This window comes from Pseudomonas sp. KT_2_4, assembly GCF_041410225.1.
Taxonomy (GTDB): Bacteria; Pseudomonadota; Gammaproteobacteria; order Pseudomonadales; family Pseudomonadaceae; genus Aquipseudomonas; species Aquipseudomonas paracarnis.
Window position 1 is genome coordinate 1,692,731 of the sequence record NZ_CP166962.1, and the last position, 17,117, is coordinate 1,709,847.

Consider the following 17,117-nt stretch of genomic DNA (forward strand, 5'->3'; position numbering starts at 1 on the left):
CGAATAGGTGGAGCGACATGCGCTCCGGGTTTTGCGGGGTATTACGCCTTGGCGGTAGCGAGTGCGGCCAGCAGGGCTTCCAGGCTCGCTTCCTTGTCGAACTCGACATTCAGCGCGGTCAGCTCATCAATGACCTTCTGCTTTTCTTCTTGCGCAGCATGGTCGGCCTCTGCTTGTACCAGCTTGGTACGAAGGGTCTCGACCTTGCTGTTGCCTGCAGCAGTAATGCCCAGTTCTTTCAGTCTAGCTAGGACCTCGTCCTTGCTCAGCAGGGGCGAATCATCATCACCCTCTACCAGCAAGACGCCGGTCTCAACGTAGAACGCCAGGTTCTGGCGATCTCGATAGTCAGCCCACTGAGGAACATCCAGTTCGCCGCGTGGTGGGACTACCGAGCCATCAGGCAGGCCGATAGGGGTCTTACTATGGGTATTCTTTACCAGAGCCATGTAACCCCCTTAGATGCCGTCGGTGTAGCGGACTTCGGCAGGACGGCGAATGTCCACGCCGCCCAGGCGGAAGATGCCAGGCACTTCCCAGCGAATCGGGCCAGCCTGATAAACAGGCAGGAAGCGATGCGGCATAGGGATGTGCATTTTCAGTACGCTTGGATCGCGGCGGTAGGTGATCATGCGGGCAGTGCTACCGGCGCCCGCGGTGTCCAGGCCATTCAAACCGCGAATCATCAGCGGGCGACCGGTCTGAGCGGTGTACACGTTGTTTTTCTGGAGATAGGTCAAGATCGACTCCAGACCCTGATCGTTCACCTTGCGAGTGGCCAACAGCAAGAACTTGCTGTAAGGCAGCAACAGGGTGTCAGAGAACGCTGTGTACATCGTGCCAGAGGCCTGTACGGTCAGAGCAGTGTTAACGTCGGCCAAGATCTGGTCGGCGGTCGCAGTACCCCAGCCACCGGTCACCGCAGTGCCGGCGGTCACGCCTGGAAAGTTGAACAGCCCAGAGAAGCCCTTCGATGCATCGCCCGCCAGCGCAACGCGATCGACCATCTCTTCGTAGGCGCGACGAGCAGCGCTAGCATCATCAGCAGTCAGGCTGAGGCCGAGCATCTGAGCCTGGCTGATTTCTTCCAAGCCCCAGCCATAGCCGATACCCGCCATATGCACGGAGGTCTCGAACTTAGAGCGTTCGGTGCTGGCCAGCGGGATATCGTCGGCGTTGCCGTTGATCCAGTCAGCCTTGCCTACCTTGTCGGACGAGTAGTAGGTGACGCTCTTGATCCATTCAGGAGCAGACGTGTCTACCGGGATCAGGCCAGGGTACTGGATGTCCGGGTAGACGATTTCATTCACCTGACGCTCAATGTACGAGGTCTGGGAAATAACGAAGCCCATAGCAGCTTGAGCGTCGAGGAGTTGAAGGTGGCGCATGTGTTCTCCTTAGCCCAGGCGGACTTGAGCGATTTGGTTGGTACCGGTGGTGCTGGTGTCGAAGCGAGCGCCTGCAACCAGTACGTTGTCGGTAGCCACGTTGGTCCACACGCCCGTGGCGGGCAAGAAGTAGACTGGGTCGCCAGCGGCCACTTGCACCGAAGCAGTTACCCAGATGGCGCCCTTGGTCATGACGCGCGCCGACTCGTACTGGCTGTAGGCGTTGGCCTCTGCCTTGACGGAGCGGTCACGAACACTGATACCAACGAACTTGGCAGCGGTGTCACCAGTGGTAGAGGCGCGACCGGCCTTGTCTGCTGTGCCTTGGATAACCGGGATACCGAATGCCAGGCCGCCTGCCGCTTGCACGGTGCGCGAGATAAGCGTCTTCGGGATCATGTCAACGATCATGCCCGGCAAGCCGGCGCGGATGTTCGAGGTGTAGGTAGTTTGAACGGCCATTACTTGGTCTCCCCTTTCCATGCATCGTTGAGGCGAGCTTCATAGGCCGACTGGCCGTTGTCGTTCGGGTTCTTTTGCTTGCCGTCTTGAGCTTGGAAGTGTTGACGAACAGGATCTTTAGCGGCGTCTTCGACCAGGATCTCGAAGCGGGCGTCGACGTAGTCGCTCGACTTGCCGGCCACGGCCGCATCACCCAGCTTGGCGATGACCACGGCCTTGCGGATCTCGGCATCGGTCTTGCCGGTGTAGTCGGCATCGGCGATGGTCTTGGCCTTGGTGAGCAGGTCAGCGCGGGCGGTTACGCGCTTGTCGATGTCGGCATCGCTGATCACAGCCGCTTTGAGCTTGGTGATCTCGTCGTCCTTCTTGGCCAGTTCGCCGTCCTTCAGCGCAATCGCAGTAGCGTGCGCGTCGGTCAGGGTCTTGGTGGCAGTGGCAGCATCGGCAAGCTTGGTGTTCAGCTTCTCGATGGCCTGGGCGCCTTGCTCGGTGACATCAATGGAGATGCCATCGACAAGGAGTTTTCGCAGTGCATCAGCCATGTCATGGCCTCCTGTTGGGGTATTTGGTTTGCTATCACCGATACGAAACTCTTCGCCAGCCCGCGCGCTGTGCACCAGGCTGAGGTGATTCATTTTCATTGGGCCAAGACTGACGTGATAAGGATCGCCCTCTGGCGTTACGCCATCTTGGAAGATGATCTCAGCGCCATAGCCCATGGAAAGTTGTCGTTTTCCTGCTTCGAAGTCCGAGATGGCGGTGGCATCCATGAGGACCAGGGGCACCTTCACCCGCTGACCATCACGGATAACCTCGCCACCCGTGTTACCGACAGCCACGTCCTTCCAGTTCTGGGAGTTGACACCGTCGCCGCCCGGGTGGTCGTTGGTCATGGGCCGATAGGCATAGGAGTTCATCGCGTCCTTGTGGAACACCGAGCTCTCTGGCCGGTACACCTTGACGATGGGAACATCCCGCAGGCCGTGTTCGTTGTTCGGGTCAATCTCGGAGCCGAGGTAATCCTGAATACCGGTGCGTGCGACGAAGGCCTCGGCCACCAGGTAGCCGTCTGCCGTGCGTCGAACACCGGAGACAGGCACGGAGTCGGTAAAGATCATGGGATGATTTCCTCAGGGTCTGGTTTTTCGGCGCCTGGTGAGGACGGAAGATCATCACCGCCCTCTTCGTCCGGAAGCTCTGCGCCGAACTGGTCGATGGCCGCTTCCAGCCCAGGCATCACGCTCAGTTCCACCAGCAGGTTCACCGAGGCAGCCGACAGCGCGTCTTCAGGGAACAGGGCCGAATCCTTCAGCGCCTTGATGGTGTCGGCGGTGGTCTTGCCGATGTCTGCCCGCTCCTTGGCCGTGGCCTGCCACAGTGGCGCCCATGAGTAGTGGATCTCCTTGGGGCGGCTGCCCAGCGCTGAGCGGATCAGGCATTCATCCAGCACGCTCATGGCTGGCTTGATCTCCAGCTTCTGGCGCGACGCGACGTTGTCGTAGTAGTTGCGGGTGTTCTCTTCGCCGTTGGCGCCCAGGCCCGTGGAGGACTGGCCGAACATTCGGGTGCCCGGGATATCGAACGCGCCGGACACGCCCTGCTCTGTCTTGGCGATCACCTCAGGCAGATTGCCGAAGCTGGCCGACTTGGAGCTATGGGTCTCGGCGCCGTCGAGGATCAGCGTGCCGTTGATACCCTTGGCGGTAGCAGCCAGACGCAAGCGCTCCAGCAGCAAGCGCTCGTAATTCTTGTCCTGCATGCTTGCCATCAGGTTTGGGATATTGATGACGTCGATCTTGGCCTCGTAGACCAGGCTCACAACGTTGGCCACCGTCTCGTCGTAGTGACGCACGGCGGGCATCGCAGCCAGGAGCACTGAGTCACCCCAACCGAAGCCGCAACCGACCGCGAGCTCAGGGTCAGGGTGTGGCGTGCCGATGAAGATCACCAAGCGCGACGGGTGGATCTCAACCAAGCTGCCCGGTAACCGGTAAGCCTTGGGCTTGCCAAAGCGCGGGCTCTGCGGGTCTTGTTCAATCTCGGTCGCGCTGAGTTGTCGGCGAGTCATGACAGTGAGGTACTTCACGCCTCCCTGCTTGATTCGCTCAGGGTTCAGCTCGGATGCCGTATCACGCTCGCCGGTGCCGATGAACACGGCAGCACCACCGAACAGGCGGGCCTTCAATAGGGCCTCAAGCACCTTGCCCTTGACGTTCAGTCGGTCCTCTTCGGCCTCGATCAGCTCGATCTGGCCCTTGTCAGCCTGCCAACTGCGCCAGTTACGGCACGCGTCCACCGCGGGGATGGTCACGCCCTTCTGCGCAGTCCACGAACCACGGAAGGCGTTCAGCAGCTGCTGGTCGTCCATCTCCGGGATGGCATAGTGCGAGTGAGATGCCTTGTCGCGCGCAGTACCCAGTCCTGCGACCAGGTTCTGCAGGCTGTCTTTCAGGTAGCTGAGTGCGCTCATGAGTTGCTCACGTTTGCGAGTGTGTAGGAGTTTGCGAGGCCATACCGCTGGGCGATCATGTAGCCCATCGCATCCACCATGTGGTCAAACCCGCCCTTCTTGTCTGGGTCGCCCTTCTTGTCGTAAACCTGGCGCTCAAGGCACTGGGTAAGCTTTGGGCACTGGTCAATGTTGACGCGGTAGCGGCGCTCGCCGTAGGCGTTCAGGAACATGGCGTTGACTGCGTTCACGCGGTCTTTCACGCCCGGGTTCGTTGAATCGACATACACGGCAAAGCCTGCTGTGCGAAGCAGCGACAGATCGGACTCGCTCGCGTTTTTGCTGCTGGTGTTCTGGCCACTGGCATCGGGATAAACCGCGATGCTGTGCCCGGGGAACCGCGCTTTGATCTTGTCGATCATCTCGGGCGTATCGCGCACCGTATGGAACTCGTCGAGCGCCAGAGGAAGGCCGTTACGAACCACGTTGACTACCGCAGACATCTTCATGACGTTGAAGTCGATACCGATGTGCAGAGCTTCACCGGGCTTGATGCGCTCGGTGGTGCGGCATTCTTCTCGGTTGAACGTGTAGTAAACGACGCCCTGGTAGTTCTCGAAGCTCGCCTCGTATTCCTGACGAAATGTGCGAGGGTCCATCTTGCGGCGGGCGGCCTCGATCTCTTCAGGAGGTACGTTGCCGCCGTCGACTGAGGTGTAAAGCCAGCTGCGATGGTCCGGCTCGTTGCCTGGCCGCCCATCCTGGAATGTGTCGTAACAATGGTTGAAACCTTTTGGTGTACCGATACGCAGGGCATGTCCGCCTTTACGCAGGCCTACGCCCGGTATCGAGTATTGGCAGGTCGAGAGCATCGGCCGCAGAACCTCTTCCCAGGCTTCCCACGGGCAATCTGCCCATTCATCCACCAGCACGAAGAACAGTCCGGAGCCCCGCAGGTTGTCGTAGTTGTCGAGCCCCACCACCCGCATGACGTGGCCGGACTTGAGGGTGATCGAGCATTCCGTCTCGTTTGGGCGGTGCGCACGCCACGCCTCGGGAATGGCTTGCTTCAGACGCCTCCAAAACACGCGCTTGGCCTGTTTGAACGTCGGCGCGCCATACCAGATCTCGTCCTCAACGCTCACGCCCCACTCAGCAGCCAGCCGAGCAGCTCGGCGCATCTCAGCTTTGCCCAAGAACGTCTTACCGAACCGGCGACCACACACCGCGTCGCGGAAGCGCGCCTGAGGCTGGAAGCCCCAGCAGTAAATGTTCGCCTGTTTCGGCGTCAGCTTCACCGGCGCGTCATAGGTACGGGGTAGTGGGGACATTTTCGTCAGGCTCCAGGGTGTACTCAGCAACTGCGTGCTGCTGGTCCGCTTGGGAGCCCAGAGGTTTCTCAGGTTCGATTCGGCGATTCACGTAAACATCGCCCACTTCTTTGGCCGCCTGTTCGTAGAGTTGAGCGGTCAGCGCCAGGTTGCGCATGTTCTCGGCCTTCTCAGCCATTCGCCCCAGCCCCCGAAGCCTGTAGGCCCGGTTGGCAATTGGGATATCGATCGTCTGGTTACGGAAACGCTCTCTGGCGTCATGGAACATCTCCACCCAGCGCTTGGCGAGAGTTTTGCTGCATCGCTTGGTAGGGTCGTGTGACTCAACCTGCTGGCGGCTCACTACGACGTTGAATTCTTGCTTGACGGCCTCTGCCACCTGGGATGGTGTATCGAAGCAGGCCAGTGCCTGAACGATGAAGGCCTTCACCTCGCTGCTCAGGGCTGCCATAGGGTTGGGTTCCGTCTATTGCTGTCTATCCTCAGGCCAGCTTGAGCAGACAGGTTCCGCAGGCCCTCGATATGTTCAATTTCCCCACCTCGGCAGGACTGTTTGCAGCATCCACCAACGCTTGAACGTCAGGGCTTGCACCGTAGCGGCGGACCACGCCAACGAACTCCTCGACATCGTGTGAGCGCATCTCAAGCTTGGGTGCGCCATCCTTGGTAAATGCTGGCTGACCGTACTTATCCATGGCATGGGCGATGTGATAGAGCTCATGCTCAACCAGGGCACAGAAGTCGGTGTCGCTGCACTGAGCGCAGTAGTCCGCAGCTAGGGTGATGATGAAGGCCGGCACGTCGCCGAACCAATCACGCATCTGCTGTTCCATCCGGGCTTTCTGCCAGCCACCAGCGCGGAACCCCACTTGCTCGGCCTGGCCCAGGACTGTCCTACCATGCTTGGCGAAGCTCGACGACGCCCACATGACGCGGATGTCCGCATCCAGTAGGTGGGCATGGTCTTCGTTGTGAATGCAGCCGTTGTCAGCGAGGATCTCTGCTTGGAGCCATTCCCAGACCTCAGGAGCTGGTGTCAGGCGTACGCCGAAGTGAGAGAGGTCGGACAGGTCAAGCAGTGAAGATGGAGGGTACGGCCTATCCATAATCCCTCCGAGCTTGTAATAGTGGCGGGTTGCCGGTATTGGTATGGTTCACGAAAAAGGAGTGATGTATGTCAGAACTAAACAACACCTTCCGCGCAGTCGCTTACGTAAAATCGGATGATGCAGGGAAGCGCCTAGTCGCTCTGGAGGCAGCCATTGACCTTATTCTCGCTAGAGTCGGGTCTTCTGGTTCCGACCTTTCGGCTGAAATGAACAGGCTGTCCACCTACGTTGATCAAATACAAGAGGCGGCCAAACTAAGGTAAGACTCTTTAGCGCCACGAAAACCTGTAATAGGTATTCGCGGCGCAGCTTACTTGGCCCTTCGATCGCTACCCCTTGGTTGTTTATCGCACCCCATGCAGTGCTCACAGCTCAGCGTGCGACACAGCCAGACCTTCACCTGCTGCCAGTACGTGACCATGAAGATGTGGCGGGCACCGGCCATGGCCAGGGCGACATGCAGCGTCAGGCCAGCAGTCGTCGGGCCAAAGAAGATGTTTTGGCTGCGCACCGACACAACGAAACCTGTGATGGCGATCGTGGTGTAGATCAGCTTCCCGAGAATGCCGTCCCTCACCTTCCCGCTCAGTACGCACCAGGTCGCCCAGAAGGCGATCAGGCCGCAGGCGATGGAGTTGATCAGTTCAAGATTCATGGTGGATTGCCTCCCCCGAACCGCTGGCGGATGAGCGCCCAGAGGTCAGCGGCTTTGATGGCTCGGTTGATTGCCGCAAGGAGCGAGCCGCCGAACGTGCCAAGGAGAAAACCAATCCCGGCGACGATCTTTGGCTCAGTGACATTCAGGTAGGCGCTGACCATGCTCGTCAGGTACAGCGAGCAGGCCACCCCAGTGACCAAGAACACCATCCAGGCGCGCCAGTCGGACAAGTCGTCCTTGTGCCACCAGCTCGCAACAACGGCCCCAATCAGGCCCGCAATCAACAATTCGAACCTGTCGATCTTGTCGAGCAGGCGCTGTAGATACTCCATGCGCTCGACTCCGTGGGGCATGTTTGGGAATTGAATCGGCTCACACAGCACTCCCAGCTCGGAGCAATGGGTGTGGTGGAGCCGAAAACGAAGAGGCCTCGCACTTTGTCGGGGCCCTGAATAGGCCCTCATTAAAAAATGAGGGTTGCCGGTTACCTGATCCGGCGCCCTTAGGCGGTGTGTTGAGGCCTGATCCGCAGCGTTGTGCTGTTTCACTTCCTCCGTCGATGGCTGGTGAGAGTGGGATCGAACCACTGACCGATCGGTTAACAGCCGATTGCACTACCGCTGTGCTACTCACCAATGTGGTGCCGCCACGAGGATTCGAACCCCGGGCCATTCGCTTACAAGGCGACTGCTCTACCACTGGAGCTATGGCGGCTGAATTCGGGCAATAAAAAACCCGGCGCGGTGGCCGGGTTTTCTTGGATCATCGATTAAGTTGCCGAAGGCAAAACTCTAACAGTGGCGATAAGGTATCACCAGCCGCACGGGAACGCAATAGGCCCTCATGCGGCCTCGCGCATTTCGTAAATTACCGCTGCAATGGGGCTCAATGCTCGCCGATCCAGATCCTCGCAGCACTCGAAGATCAGTTGCAGCACACCACCCCAATCCCGCTCCCAGTTGCACGACTCCAGGCGCACTTCGTAGACCTGCCACATCCAGGCCCTGAACTTCTCGGCGTTGGCCAGCGGGTCTTCGTTGGACGATTGCCCGCCCTGGTGCATGTGCTGGTACCGGCGTAGCACGCCCTTTACGACGAACTCCAGCTTCTCGCGCTTGGCCGCCGTCATGCGTGGAGACCTGTTTTGCACCAGCAGGAACACGACCTCTTCCGCCGCCTCCCGAATGTCGTCGCTTTGCTCGGCGGCGTACATGAAGTCACCGAATACGCGGATCTGCGGGTGCAGACGAGCGATTGCCGACTGGATGTGCCCAGCCAAAGCTCCGTGCACTGCGTGGTTTGCCGTCGGGCCGCGCTCGGTGCTCTGCACCACCACACCTAGCTGCACAACATCGGAGGTCTGGCCGGGGGCCGGGTTGTACTTGCAGTCATGCCAAGCCTGGCGCGCTGAGTTGATCTTCATGCTGCAGCCCTCTTGAGTTCTCTGGTCTTTGCCCGGTATTCGGCGGTGATGGCTTTCAGTTGCTCTACGGTGTACTTGCGTGGCGTGTGGTCGGCTTCCAGCGCCTCGACAGCCTCCAGGCCGATGCGAGCAATGAGCCCGGTACGAAAGCCCTGGGAAACGGTGTAGCCCTTACGAGCGTGCATGTAGGAGCCCGAGTTACACGCTTTGCACTGAAGCCATATGTTGGTTGGCTCCAGGCGCAGCTCGGGGCGAGCTCCCTTGCCCATGAAGTGGCCACCATCAAATGCGCCGCCGACCTTCCAGCCCTGGGCAGACAGAATCGATTCCTGCGACTCACCGCAGCTGATGCACCCGCTGCCGATGCTCAGCTCGTAGGTGCGTCGGTAGTCCCGCACAGCCTTCTCGGAATCCTTCATGTGGTCGGCGCGACTTTTCAGGGCCTCCTTGCGGACCTTGATGTCCTTGCGCTCGATTTCGGCCAGAGCCTTGCGGGCCTTTAGTGCGTGCCTCGGCCCGTCGATCAGCGCGCAGGCTGGACTGCACACCGCCTGCCCCATACGCGAAGGGATGAATGAGGCCCTACACGCAGAGACGCGGCATTTTTTCGGCTTGGCCGGTTTCCGTTCGATGGTCATACAAGGAACTCCCGAGTCTCACACTGCTTTCCGGTCCTGCGGATGTATTCCTTGCGCTTCGAAACGGCCATCAGGTAGCACTGCTGGCAGGAGGCGTCAGGCGCAGCTTGCCAAATTGCCTTGGCGCGACGGACGACGTAATTGCCGCACTGACAACGGCAGGACCAGCGCCCTTTCCCTTGACCTATCCATCCAGCGACAACCAATCGGCCGAATTTTCTGCCCACCAGATTCTCCATGCCTTCCGGAAGCGGTTTTATATCGATTGGCAGAAACGAGCAGATCTCGGTTTCCAGCCCGCGATATTCAAATGACTCACCTCGACCTATGACACGGGCCGCCGCAGCGTTTACTGGTGTTTCGTGACCCTGCCTCATCAGTAGCGCCCTCCCCAGTTGTCCTTCTGCGTCCAGCGCACCTGGTGCTCGGCGCCGAAGGCGTGAACCCACTCGATCAACTCGCCGCACTGCTTCACGGTGAGCTTGCTGGTGCGCTCGTAGATGACGTCGAAGCCGTTGCCGTCTACCGCAGGTATCATTTGCGGTTGATCGCCCGACTCACGCAGCCAGGCGGCGGTCAACAGGCGTTTCCAGATCAGGACATCCCACTTCTTCCCGGCGTGTTCGACCTGGGCGGCGATATCGGCCAGCGCCGCGTGCAGGGCTTTGTTCTGCTCCCCGCTGCGGTCCACTTCGGTGATGGCCAGCTTCTTGGGCTTGCTCAGGTCCAGGCTGGCGATATGACCCATGGCCCTGTTGCGGTCTGATTCGTTGCGAATTTGGAGGCTGGTCATGACTGCACCCCCGTCTTCTTGCTGACCCTTCCTTCGGCCTCAAGCTGACGCATGGTCGCGCGCAGGGTCTTCAAGTCATAAATACGGATCAGCGCGCGAAGGCTCTTGTTGGCGACCGCAGCAAGCGCGCAACCGCCAACGAAGAGCATCGACGTGATTAGCAGCACGGCACCAACGATCATTGAGCCGTAGCCCAGCCACAAAGCGATTGAGTTGAGAGTCATGACTGCTCTCCCTGGCCCAGGGCGGCGTAGGCCGTTGCGCGCGTTTTCGGGCATGGCAGGCCGCCGTGGTCGGTGTACACGCCGCAAATCACGCAGCCGGTGTATCCAATCGAAGGCTCATGGAAAGGTTTGAAGGGGTGGCGTGCATCACGCTCCTTGCGCAGCTCCTCCACCTCAGCCTTCAACTCAGCATTCACCCGCTCGTAGGATTCGTAGCCGGTGCGTAGGCCGGCTACTTCGGCGCGGAGCTTGGCGATCTCAATCTGTTGCGCGTCGTCGCCATTGATGACCTCGCCGTGCAGGTCGATCGCGCTACGCAGCGAAATTTTCGCGATGCGACCGGATTTCATGTTGATGAACACCAGCTCAGGAGTGGAAATAGCAGCCTTGAGCTGGTCGCGCTCATTGCGCAACAGGTCGTGGTCGTACCCAGTGTGTTCAAGCTCTGCCTTGAGCTGGTCGATCTGCTTGCCTCGCTCTTCTGACGCGTAGCTGACCTTGTTGTAACTCGTGCAGATCTGCTCATGCGCTTCCCGAAGCTGCTCGCTCTCGGCGATCAGGGCCAGTACGGTTTTAGGCTCAACCAGCATTACTCGCGTAGACTCAATCGGGTCGACGATATCTTTTTGGACGTGCGCCTCGGCCAGACGCTTCAGTTCGGTGTTGTCGCTCATGACAGCAGCTCCTTTGGCACGCTTACGGTGTCGCCGAGAGCAGATGAAACGATGGCGCGGCAAGCTGCAATAAGCGGGGTTTCGCCCTTGTAGCCATTCGGGTGGCCCCACTCGGTAGCTGCATTCCACGGCCCGCTCTTGTTTTCCATTGGCGCCCCGATGTCGAGCTTGTACTTCTCGATCAGCGGCCCGCCCTGGGCCCAGTCGGTGGATGGCGACCAAATCGCCATAGGTTCCTCGTCTTCAAGCCACTTCGCCTTGTTCAGAACGACCACGGGCTGGTTGTTTTCATCAATGATGAAGGGGCACAAGTAGTCCGCCTCCACACCTGCCGCCTTCGCCACAGCCCAATCCAGCGCCGCGCCCGACAAGTCCTGCGTCTTAACTTCTACGAATTCGTTCATGTCCGTTGCTCCGCTGCTTCTGCGATCAATCCCAAGCGATCAAAGCGCTCAGCGGCCTGGCTGGCGAGATTGGCCATGTCCGCCTCATCCACCACCGGCATGCATACAAAACGAATTCCGTGCTTGACCATGGTGTTCGCCATCTCAAGGGATTGGCGTAGCTGTGCTGGGTTTGCTCGTTTCATGACGAATGCTCCACGCCGCGCTGTGCATCGCGCTTGATGTTCATTTTTGCCAGCAGCAGCTCGCGGGCTGACTTGCCGTCGGCCGGGATGCCTTGCTGAATGATTTTTGCCTGGACCTGCTGGTCGGCGAGCTCGTTGGCGAGTTCAAAGGGCGTCTTCTGGCTGTCGTGGCCGATCCCGGTGAGGATCTTCCCGTCCAGCGGCCGACCTTCCTGGGCTCGGCGGATCACCACGGCGTAGTTGTGGTCGAAGCGCTGGCGAAGGCCCTTGTCTTCCTGCTTGGCGGCGCGCAGGTCGAATATTCCTGTCTCGTTGGCCGCGACGCGCACACCTTCATGGCTGTAGACGCCCATCAACGCCTCCACCCACGCGTCAGCGCTCGCTGGCAGGCCGAACGCCTCAGGTCCAGGCGTGCACCAGCCTATGAACTGGCCGACGCTTGGAGCGAACGGTGAGCCGCTTTTGCGGCACTGCTCGATTCCATAACGGATCTGCTCCAGCGTGCGGATGCCGGCGGCCATGAAACCCATGGTCCAGTTGCGCATCGCTGCGGCCTTGGCCTTGTCGTCCGGCCATGCCTGCTTGTGCGCCGGGAAGATGGCCTGCAACTGCCGAAACAGGCGTTCAACCACTTCACCGGTGGCGTCATCCACAACGCCCAGCTGGGTTCCGGTCTGCGCCGGGGCCTGATAAGGGGTGGCGGTGGCCAGGGCCCGCGCTGCACCTGGGATCATCTGAGTGACGTTCTTCATAGGTCATCACTCGTATCGGTGCGCCACGACTTGTCGTAGAAGTCCGGGCCGTTGCTGAATGTATTGCCGCCCGCCACGACCTTCTCCGGGAACAGGCCGGTCCAGCCGTTGCTGATGGACTGGATGATCACGGCGTCGGCCCAGTGGTGGCCAGCCAGGGTCTTAGCTTGGCGTTCGCAGGTGGTCTTGGTCAGCGGCTTGCGGATCTCTTTGCGGTGCTGGCACCAGTCAGCCCAAACCTGCTCGCTAACGTTGGCCGGTTTGCAGGTGAGCGGGTCGAACTTGGTCGCCTTCTTCTTCGCAGAGGGAGCGTCAGCGACCGGCTGCTCTACTGGTTCAATGACTGGTTCAAAAGAGTGACTGGTTCTGGTGCTTTCTGGGCCTACAGGGGGTGTAGGCTGTGTGCCTACACCTGTGCTTTTTGGGCCTACAGGTGTGCTTTCTGTGCCCACACCCCCAAGGGTCAGAAAATAGAGGTTCGACGAGTTGCCTTTCGGGCCATCGCGGTTCTCAATTTTCAGCAGACGCTGCTCTTCCAAGTGCTTGATATGGCGGCGAACAGTGCTGCGGTCGATCTCGCATTGGTCGGCAATGTGCTGGTAGGACGGCCAGCACTCGCCCACGTCGTTAGCGTTGTCGGCCAGCTTGATCAGCACCAGCTTGCGCAGCGGGTTACCGACCTTGGTCTTCATGGCCTTAACCATCAGCTCCATACTCACGCTGCACCCCGCATAGCCTTGTCATGGGTGAACAGGCCGTCCCAGGTCTTCTTCATGGGCAGATCGCCAGCCAGGTACAGGTCGTACAGGCGTGCGGCGCCCTTCTTAAGCAGAACAGGCGTGTAGGAGATGAAAGGTTCTTTGCCGTGCGGGGTGACTTCGTGCTGGTGCTCGGTCATGTACTTGTCGCGGGCGTATGAGCCCACACGATGGCGCAGGCCGGACTTGCTCTCGTTGTAGAGCCAGCTGCGCGATTCCAAGTACTTGCCCACCTGCATGACGTTGACCCCATTGAGGCCCTTGCAGAACTGGGTGTGGGTCATGCCTTCCTTGAACAGGTTCTCCAGGGAATGGATCTTGGTGGCCTGCTGCTCGACCTGCGCGGTGAGCATCAAGCGGGACTTTTCAGACTCCATGGCGATCTGCAGGATTTCGATGGTCGAGAGCTGCTTAGGCCCCTCCAGATCTTTGATCTTTTGCAGGACCGTCCGGCGAACAGCTTTGGATTCCCGCATCCCCACCAGGGTGCATTGATCCAGGGTGAGGTCGTACGAGGCCATCATTACCCCGCTTTGGGGGTGTGCAATAAAACTGCATACCCCCAGTTCCCCGGATAACTCGTCCTCTACGCGAATAATGAACTGGTCGTTTCTGACCTTTGACTCGCCTGCACGGGTGCGGGCATCGTTTACAAGGTCGCGCAGATCTACGGATGACATTGTCCGCGCCACGTTTTGCGATTGCAGAAAACGTGGCGCGGGATTATTGAGGGCCTGTACATCAGTGTTCGACGTATGCATAATCAGCTCCACGTTGAAACGTTATTTGCAAGCGCTGTAAAAAGAGCCGGGATTGCGCCCCGGCTTTTTTGTGCCTGCGATTTGGGTTTATTGGTTGAGGTCTTCATCAGGCCCTCCTTTTTCAGGCCCTATTCCGGGCTTCGGCGGTTCTCGCCTTGTTGTTGGCAGATGCCGGATCTTTCCGGCGCCTCTTGGCCTGGTCTTCTCGAAAAAACGCTCTGCTCCAAGCTTTGCGGCGTATTCGTCGGGCGTCATGCCCGCATCCTTCGCCAAACGTTCAAGCTTCTCGTAGAGGCGCCCATCGATCCCGTGGCAGATCGTGGTTTCAGGCACATAGCCTCCTTCAGGGCCTTCAGGCCTGCATGTGTTTACCGGTAGCATTCGGTTCAACGATGCTTTCCAACTTCTCCTCGACGCACATGCGCACAAACACGGCCAGCTGCAGCTTGTGCAGGCGAGCCACAGCCTTTAACGCTTCATAGGTTTCATCGTCATAACGGGACTTGATCTCCCGGTCTTTCAGGTGGCGTGTGTCGTCGTATGCCATTGGTGAGGCTCCTTGGTTGTTCGAAAGGGTTATGCAGCTGATTTCTGCGATGGGAACGGACGCTGCTCTTGGGCCGACAAGCTGCCGTCCTCTTCGAGGGTCACGAACACATCGCGGCCTACACGGATCGCCTTGCTCAGCGCGCCCTGTGTGCAGCCAAGCATTTGTGCGGCCTTGGTATGGCCGTGCTCTTTGGCAAATTCGGTGAGTGTGATTCGGCGCATTGCGGCGTCCTCTACGTAGATTTCACCACAAGTATGACCGCCGGTATTGTTCATAGTCAATACCGGCGATATTGGTTAAGTAAATACCGTGGGTAATACCATCAGCGAATGAAAAAAGACTCCAGACGGCTTCCGTTATCCGAATGGCAGCTGCAAGACAGCGCCCGGCTCAAATCCCTATTCCAGGCTAAGCGCGGAGAGCTCAAGCTCACTCAGGAAAAGCTCGCCGCCGATCTGGGCGATGGCGTCACCCAAGGCGCTGTCAGCCACTTCATGAACGGCCGCACCGCGCTGAGCGTGAATGCGGCAGTCGTGTTTGCCAGAGCCCTCGGAGTCCCGGTCTCCGAGATAAGCCCTACCCTGGCCGCCCAAATTGAAAAAATGTCTGAGGCGTTGCCTGGAAAAGATGCACAACAGGCATCTGACGGCCGCACTCCCCCGCGCAGCTTCGATCTGAACGATGAATCCGGCTACACCGGCGTCCTGCAACTGACGGCGCGCGGATCAACCGGCGACGGGGACGACAACCCGCACGTCGAGATCCGCGGCGTGATGGCATTCAAATCGGCCTGGCTGCGCGCAAACAACCTCAACCAGAAGCACCTGGACGTGATTTATGCCAGCGGCAATAGCATGGAGCCGACGATCAACGACGGCGACGTACTGCTGGTAGATGAGTCGAAGATTGAGCCGAAGGACGGTCAGATATTCGCAATGCAGAGCGAGTCAAAAGGAACGATCGTGAAGCGCCTGGTGAAGTCAGACTTCGATGGCTGGATCATTCGTAGCGACAACCCGGACAAGGCGCGCTATGGCGACGAGACGCTGCGGGACGGGGAGATAAACGAGGTTCGCATCATCGGTCGCGTGGTTTGGCGCGGCGGGATGCTTTAAGCAATCCTTGATGCGCAGCTAGCGTTGCAGCCTCCCGCTTATTAATTTTAGATTTGATTCAGGAATTGGTGCTTAAGCATGGATGAAGAAGACAAGCTTTCAGTATTGTACGCATCAGATAAATTCAAGGTTTCGTACGGCGAATTCATCAGATTCCTGGACGGCGTTAAGATGTCGACCACCTGTCCGCACTGTGGCACGAGTGACTCCTGGACAGTGTTCACAGGGAGTGCGATTGGTAAGGATCAGGAGTTTTTGACAGCCTACAAAATGCCAATAGCCGGCACCACCTACTACCGTCTTTGCTTTTCGATGAGCTGTGAAAATTGCGGCACGTTCAGATCGATTTATGCAAACCGAGTTGTTGAGTGGGTGAAAGAAAATCCGGAGCTCCCGCAATGAAAGATCACGGCTGGGGCGACAATATCAGACCAATTCGGGAGGACGTGGCTGTCATAGAAGCAAAAAACATTCCTGACGAAAAGCCAAAAGCAAGCGATACTGGAGTCATGAACGACATTACTCGCGAAGAATTCAACGCAAAGCTCGAGACCATCGAAGCAAAGATGGATGCTCGCGTAGAATCTGTATCTGCAAAAATTGAGAGCTTCTTGGCTTCGCAGGCAGAGCGAGATAAAGCGCAGCTTGAGCGTGATAAACGCTTCGAGTTAATTGCTGAGCGAGTTACCAAGGCAGCTGAAGGCGCCGAAGATGCAGCCAAGCAAGCAGCTACAGTAAAGTCTAATTACTGGGCCGCCGTAATCGTCCAGCTTTTAGCCGTGGTAGCAATTTTGGTTGGCGCGTACTACGCCAACCAGGCCAATGTCTTAGGGGCTATGCAGACGACCATGTCCGCGTTCCAAGCAGGAAAGGCCGAGTCCCCTGCCGCGCAGCCCAGTGTCCCGCCTAAGCAATAAGAATTAAGTCCGGCCCAGCGCCGGGCTTCTTGTATCTGCCATTCTCTACCAGGCGAATGGTGGCTGTAAGCCGCTAATGGTAAAGTTCGTACTCAACTACGGGAAGGACACCATGATTAATAAAATTCGCCTAGTTTCGCTTGCCATAATTTTAGTCGTCCTAGCCGGATGCGCAGGAACGCCATTTACCTTCGGCCAGGCCAGCAAGGTGAAGGTAGGCATGACCGAGCAGCAACTGTACGAGACGATGGGCAACCCATACATGGTGTCCACTAGAGAAGACTCTCAGATCTGGGTATACACGCATGCCACGGCCTTCGGTGGGGCAAAGTCAGTGTCTTTCGAAATGAAGGACGGCAAGGTATTCAAGGTCCCAACCATCCCAAAAGACTTCATAGCAAAGCCAAGCCCTGACGAATAAATTAGGATTCTGAAAGAGGCGCCTATGGCTGGTCTTTCCTCTTATTCAGAAAACCTTGGACGCTGTGATTTGGGCGTATAAATTGAGGGATGCAGTGTGACCACA

At 58.5% G+C, this 17,117-nt stretch carries 27 protein-coding genes and 2 tRNA genes; 4 read left to right on the forward strand and 25 right to left on the reverse strand.

Annotated features, from left to right (window positions below):
- Nucleotides 1–41: 41 nt before the first annotated feature.
- The 25 genes from AB9N64_RS07525 to AB9N64_RS07645 form a co-directional block, all read right to left on the reverse strand.
- Nucleotides 42–449, reverse strand: coding sequence for a hypothetical protein (locus tag AB9N64_RS07525; RefSeq protein WP_371360113.1), 408 nt, complete (start codon nt 447–449; stop codon nt 42–44).
- Between the two features lie 9 nt (nt 450–458).
- Nucleotides 459–1,388 (reverse strand): DUF2184 domain-containing protein, encoded by a 930-nt coding sequence (locus AB9N64_RS07530; protein ID WP_220381981.1) that lies wholly within the window; start codon nt 1,386–1,388, stop codon nt 459–461.
- Nucleotides 1,389–1,397: 9 nt separating this feature from the next.
- On the reverse strand, nt 1,398–1,850 hold the full coding sequence (locus AB9N64_RS07535; RefSeq protein ID WP_371360114.1) for a hypothetical protein: 453 nt from the start codon (nt 1,848–1,850) through the stop codon (nt 1,398–1,400).
- Nucleotides 1,850–2,968 (reverse strand): DUF2213 domain-containing protein, encoded by a 1,119-nt coding sequence (locus AB9N64_RS07540; protein ID WP_371360115.1) that lies wholly within the window; start codon nt 2,966–2,968, stop codon nt 1,850–1,852. Before AB9N64_RS07540 ends, AB9N64_RS07535 begins: the two co-directional genes overlap by 1 nt.
- Nucleotides 2,965–4,320 (reverse strand): DUF1073 domain-containing protein, encoded by a 1,356-nt coding sequence (locus AB9N64_RS07545; protein ID WP_371360116.1) that lies wholly within the window; start codon nt 4,318–4,320, stop codon nt 2,965–2,967. Before AB9N64_RS07545 ends, AB9N64_RS07540 begins: the two co-directional genes overlap by 4 nt.
- Entirely contained in the window at nt 4,317–5,630 is a 1,314-nt protein-coding gene (locus AB9N64_RS07550) for a terminase large subunit domain-containing protein (protein WP_371360117.1), read from the reverse strand. Before AB9N64_RS07550 ends, AB9N64_RS07545 begins: the two co-directional genes overlap by 4 nt.
- On the reverse strand, nt 5,605–6,081 hold the full coding sequence (locus AB9N64_RS07555) for a DUF2280 domain-containing protein (protein ID WP_371360118.1): 477 nt from the start codon (nt 6,079–6,081) through the stop codon (nt 5,605–5,607). Before AB9N64_RS07555 ends, AB9N64_RS07550 begins: the two co-directional genes overlap by 26 nt.
- 31 nt (nt 6,082–6,112) lie before the next feature.
- Nucleotides 6,113–6,736 carry a putative metallopeptidase gene (locus tag AB9N64_RS07560; RefSeq protein ID WP_371360119.1) on the reverse strand — a complete coding sequence of 208 codons (624 nt, stop codon included), beginning with the start codon at nt 6,734–6,736 and terminating at the stop codon, nt 6,113–6,115.
- Between the two features lie 313 nt (nt 6,737–7,049).
- Nucleotides 7,050–7,394 carry a hypothetical protein gene (locus tag AB9N64_RS07565; protein ID WP_371360120.1) on the reverse strand — a complete coding sequence of 115 codons (345 nt, stop codon included), beginning with the start codon at nt 7,392–7,394 and terminating at the stop codon, nt 7,050–7,052.
- The gene (locus tag AB9N64_RS07570; RefSeq protein ID WP_003175039.1) at nt 7,391–7,729 is read right to left on the reverse strand and encodes a hypothetical protein; all 339 of its coding nucleotides are present in this window, start codon (nt 7,727–7,729) and stop codon (nt 7,391–7,393) included. Before AB9N64_RS07570 ends, AB9N64_RS07565 begins: the two co-directional genes overlap by 4 nt.
- A 228-nt stretch (nt 7,730–7,957) precedes the next feature.
- A tRNA-Asn gene (locus AB9N64_RS07575) sits at nt 7,958–8,032 on the reverse strand.
- Nucleotides 8,033–8,035: 3 nt separating this feature from the next.
- Nucleotides 8,036–8,111: transfer RNA gene (locus AB9N64_RS07580), tRNA-Thr, on the reverse strand.
- 127 nt (nt 8,112–8,238) lie between these two features.
- Nucleotides 8,239–8,820 (reverse strand): hypothetical protein, encoded by a 582-nt coding sequence (locus AB9N64_RS07585; protein WP_371360121.1) that lies wholly within the window; start codon nt 8,818–8,820, stop codon nt 8,239–8,241.
- On the reverse strand, nt 8,817–9,458 hold the full coding sequence (locus AB9N64_RS07590; RefSeq protein WP_371360122.1) for a recombination protein NinG: 642 nt from the start codon (nt 9,456–9,458) through the stop codon (nt 8,817–8,819). Before AB9N64_RS07590 ends, AB9N64_RS07585 begins: the two co-directional genes overlap by 4 nt.
- Before the next feature lie 376 nt (nt 9,459–9,834).
- Nucleotides 9,835–10,251, reverse strand: coding sequence for a recombination protein NinB (locus tag AB9N64_RS07595; protein WP_047882124.1), 417 nt, complete (start codon nt 10,249–10,251; stop codon nt 9,835–9,837).
- Entirely contained in the window at nt 10,248–10,475 is a 228-nt protein-coding gene (locus AB9N64_RS07600) for a hypothetical protein (RefSeq protein ID WP_371360123.1), read from the reverse strand. Before AB9N64_RS07600 ends, AB9N64_RS07595 begins: the two co-directional genes overlap by 4 nt.
- Complete coding sequence (locus AB9N64_RS07605; RefSeq protein WP_371360124.1) at nt 10,472–11,149, reverse strand: hypothetical protein; 678 nt, start codon at nt 11,147–11,149, stop codon at nt 10,472–10,474. The genes AB9N64_RS07600 and AB9N64_RS07605 overlap by 4 nt, the downstream gene beginning before the upstream one ends.
- Complete coding sequence (locus AB9N64_RS07610) at nt 11,146–11,553, reverse strand: phage protein NinX family protein (RefSeq protein WP_371360125.1); 408 nt, start codon at nt 11,551–11,553, stop codon at nt 11,146–11,148. Before AB9N64_RS07610 ends, AB9N64_RS07605 begins: the two co-directional genes overlap by 4 nt.
- The gene (locus AB9N64_RS07615; RefSeq protein WP_371360126.1) at nt 11,550–11,738 is read right to left on the reverse strand and encodes a DUF1382 family protein; all 189 of its coding nucleotides are present in this window, start codon (nt 11,736–11,738) and stop codon (nt 11,550–11,552) included. Before AB9N64_RS07615 ends, AB9N64_RS07610 begins: the two co-directional genes overlap by 4 nt.
- On the reverse strand, nt 11,735–12,490 hold the full coding sequence (locus AB9N64_RS07620) for a replication protein P (protein WP_371360127.1): 756 nt from the start codon (nt 12,488–12,490) through the stop codon (nt 11,735–11,737). Before AB9N64_RS07620 ends, AB9N64_RS07615 begins: the two co-directional genes overlap by 4 nt.
- On the reverse strand, nt 12,487–13,182 hold the full coding sequence (locus AB9N64_RS07625; protein WP_371360128.1) for a helix-turn-helix domain-containing protein: 696 nt from the start codon (nt 13,180–13,182) through the stop codon (nt 12,487–12,489). The genes AB9N64_RS07620 and AB9N64_RS07625 overlap by 4 nt, the downstream gene beginning before the upstream one ends.
- Nucleotides 13,183–13,205: 23 nt before the next feature.
- Complete coding sequence (locus AB9N64_RS07630; RefSeq protein WP_371360129.1) at nt 13,206–13,928, reverse strand: phage antirepressor protein; 723 nt, start codon at nt 13,926–13,928, stop codon at nt 13,206–13,208.
- A 168-nt stretch (nt 13,929–14,096) separates the two neighbouring features.
- Nucleotides 14,097–14,342, reverse strand: a complete 246-nt coding sequence (locus tag AB9N64_RS07635) for a hypothetical protein (protein WP_065943824.1) — start codon at nt 14,340–14,342, stop codon at nt 14,097–14,099.
- A 19-nt stretch (nt 14,343–14,361) separates the two neighbouring features.
- Nucleotides 14,362–14,556: a hypothetical protein gene (locus tag AB9N64_RS07640; RefSeq protein WP_040267807.1), complete on the reverse strand. Its 195-nt coding sequence runs from the start codon at nt 14,554–14,556 to the stop codon at nt 14,362–14,364.
- Nucleotides 14,557–14,585: 29 nt separating this feature from the next.
- Nucleotides 14,586–14,780, reverse strand: coding sequence for a Cro/CI family transcriptional regulator (locus AB9N64_RS07645; protein WP_040267806.1), 195 nt, complete (start codon nt 14,778–14,780; stop codon nt 14,586–14,588).
- 108 nt (nt 14,781–14,888) lie between these two features.
- On the opposite strand from AB9N64_RS07645, the gene AB9N64_RS07650 reads away from it, so the two are divergent.
- The 4 genes from AB9N64_RS07650 to bamE all read left to right on the forward strand — a co-directional run bounded on the left by AB9N64_RS07650 (nt 14,889) and on the right by bamE (nt 17,012).
- Nucleotides 14,889–15,674 (forward strand): helix-turn-helix transcriptional regulator, encoded by a 786-nt coding sequence (locus tag AB9N64_RS07650; RefSeq protein ID WP_371360130.1) that lies wholly within the window; start codon nt 14,889–14,891, stop codon nt 15,672–15,674.
- A 78-nt stretch (nt 15,675–15,752) separates the two neighbouring features.
- Entirely contained in the window at nt 15,753–16,076 is a 324-nt protein-coding gene (locus tag AB9N64_RS07655; RefSeq protein ID WP_371360131.1) for a hypothetical protein, read from the forward strand.
- The gene (locus AB9N64_RS07660) at nt 16,073–16,591 is read left to right on the forward strand and encodes a hypothetical protein (RefSeq protein WP_371360132.1); all 519 of its coding nucleotides are present in this window, start codon (nt 16,073–16,075) and stop codon (nt 16,589–16,591) included. The genes AB9N64_RS07655 and AB9N64_RS07660 overlap by 4 nt, the downstream gene beginning before the upstream one ends.
- Nucleotides 16,592–16,703: 112 nt before the next feature.
- Entirely contained in the window at nt 16,704–17,012 is a 309-nt protein-coding gene (bamE, locus tag AB9N64_RS07665; RefSeq protein ID WP_371360133.1) for an outer membrane protein assembly factor BamE, read from the forward strand.
- The last annotated feature ends 105 nt before the right edge of the window (nt 17,013–17,117 follow it).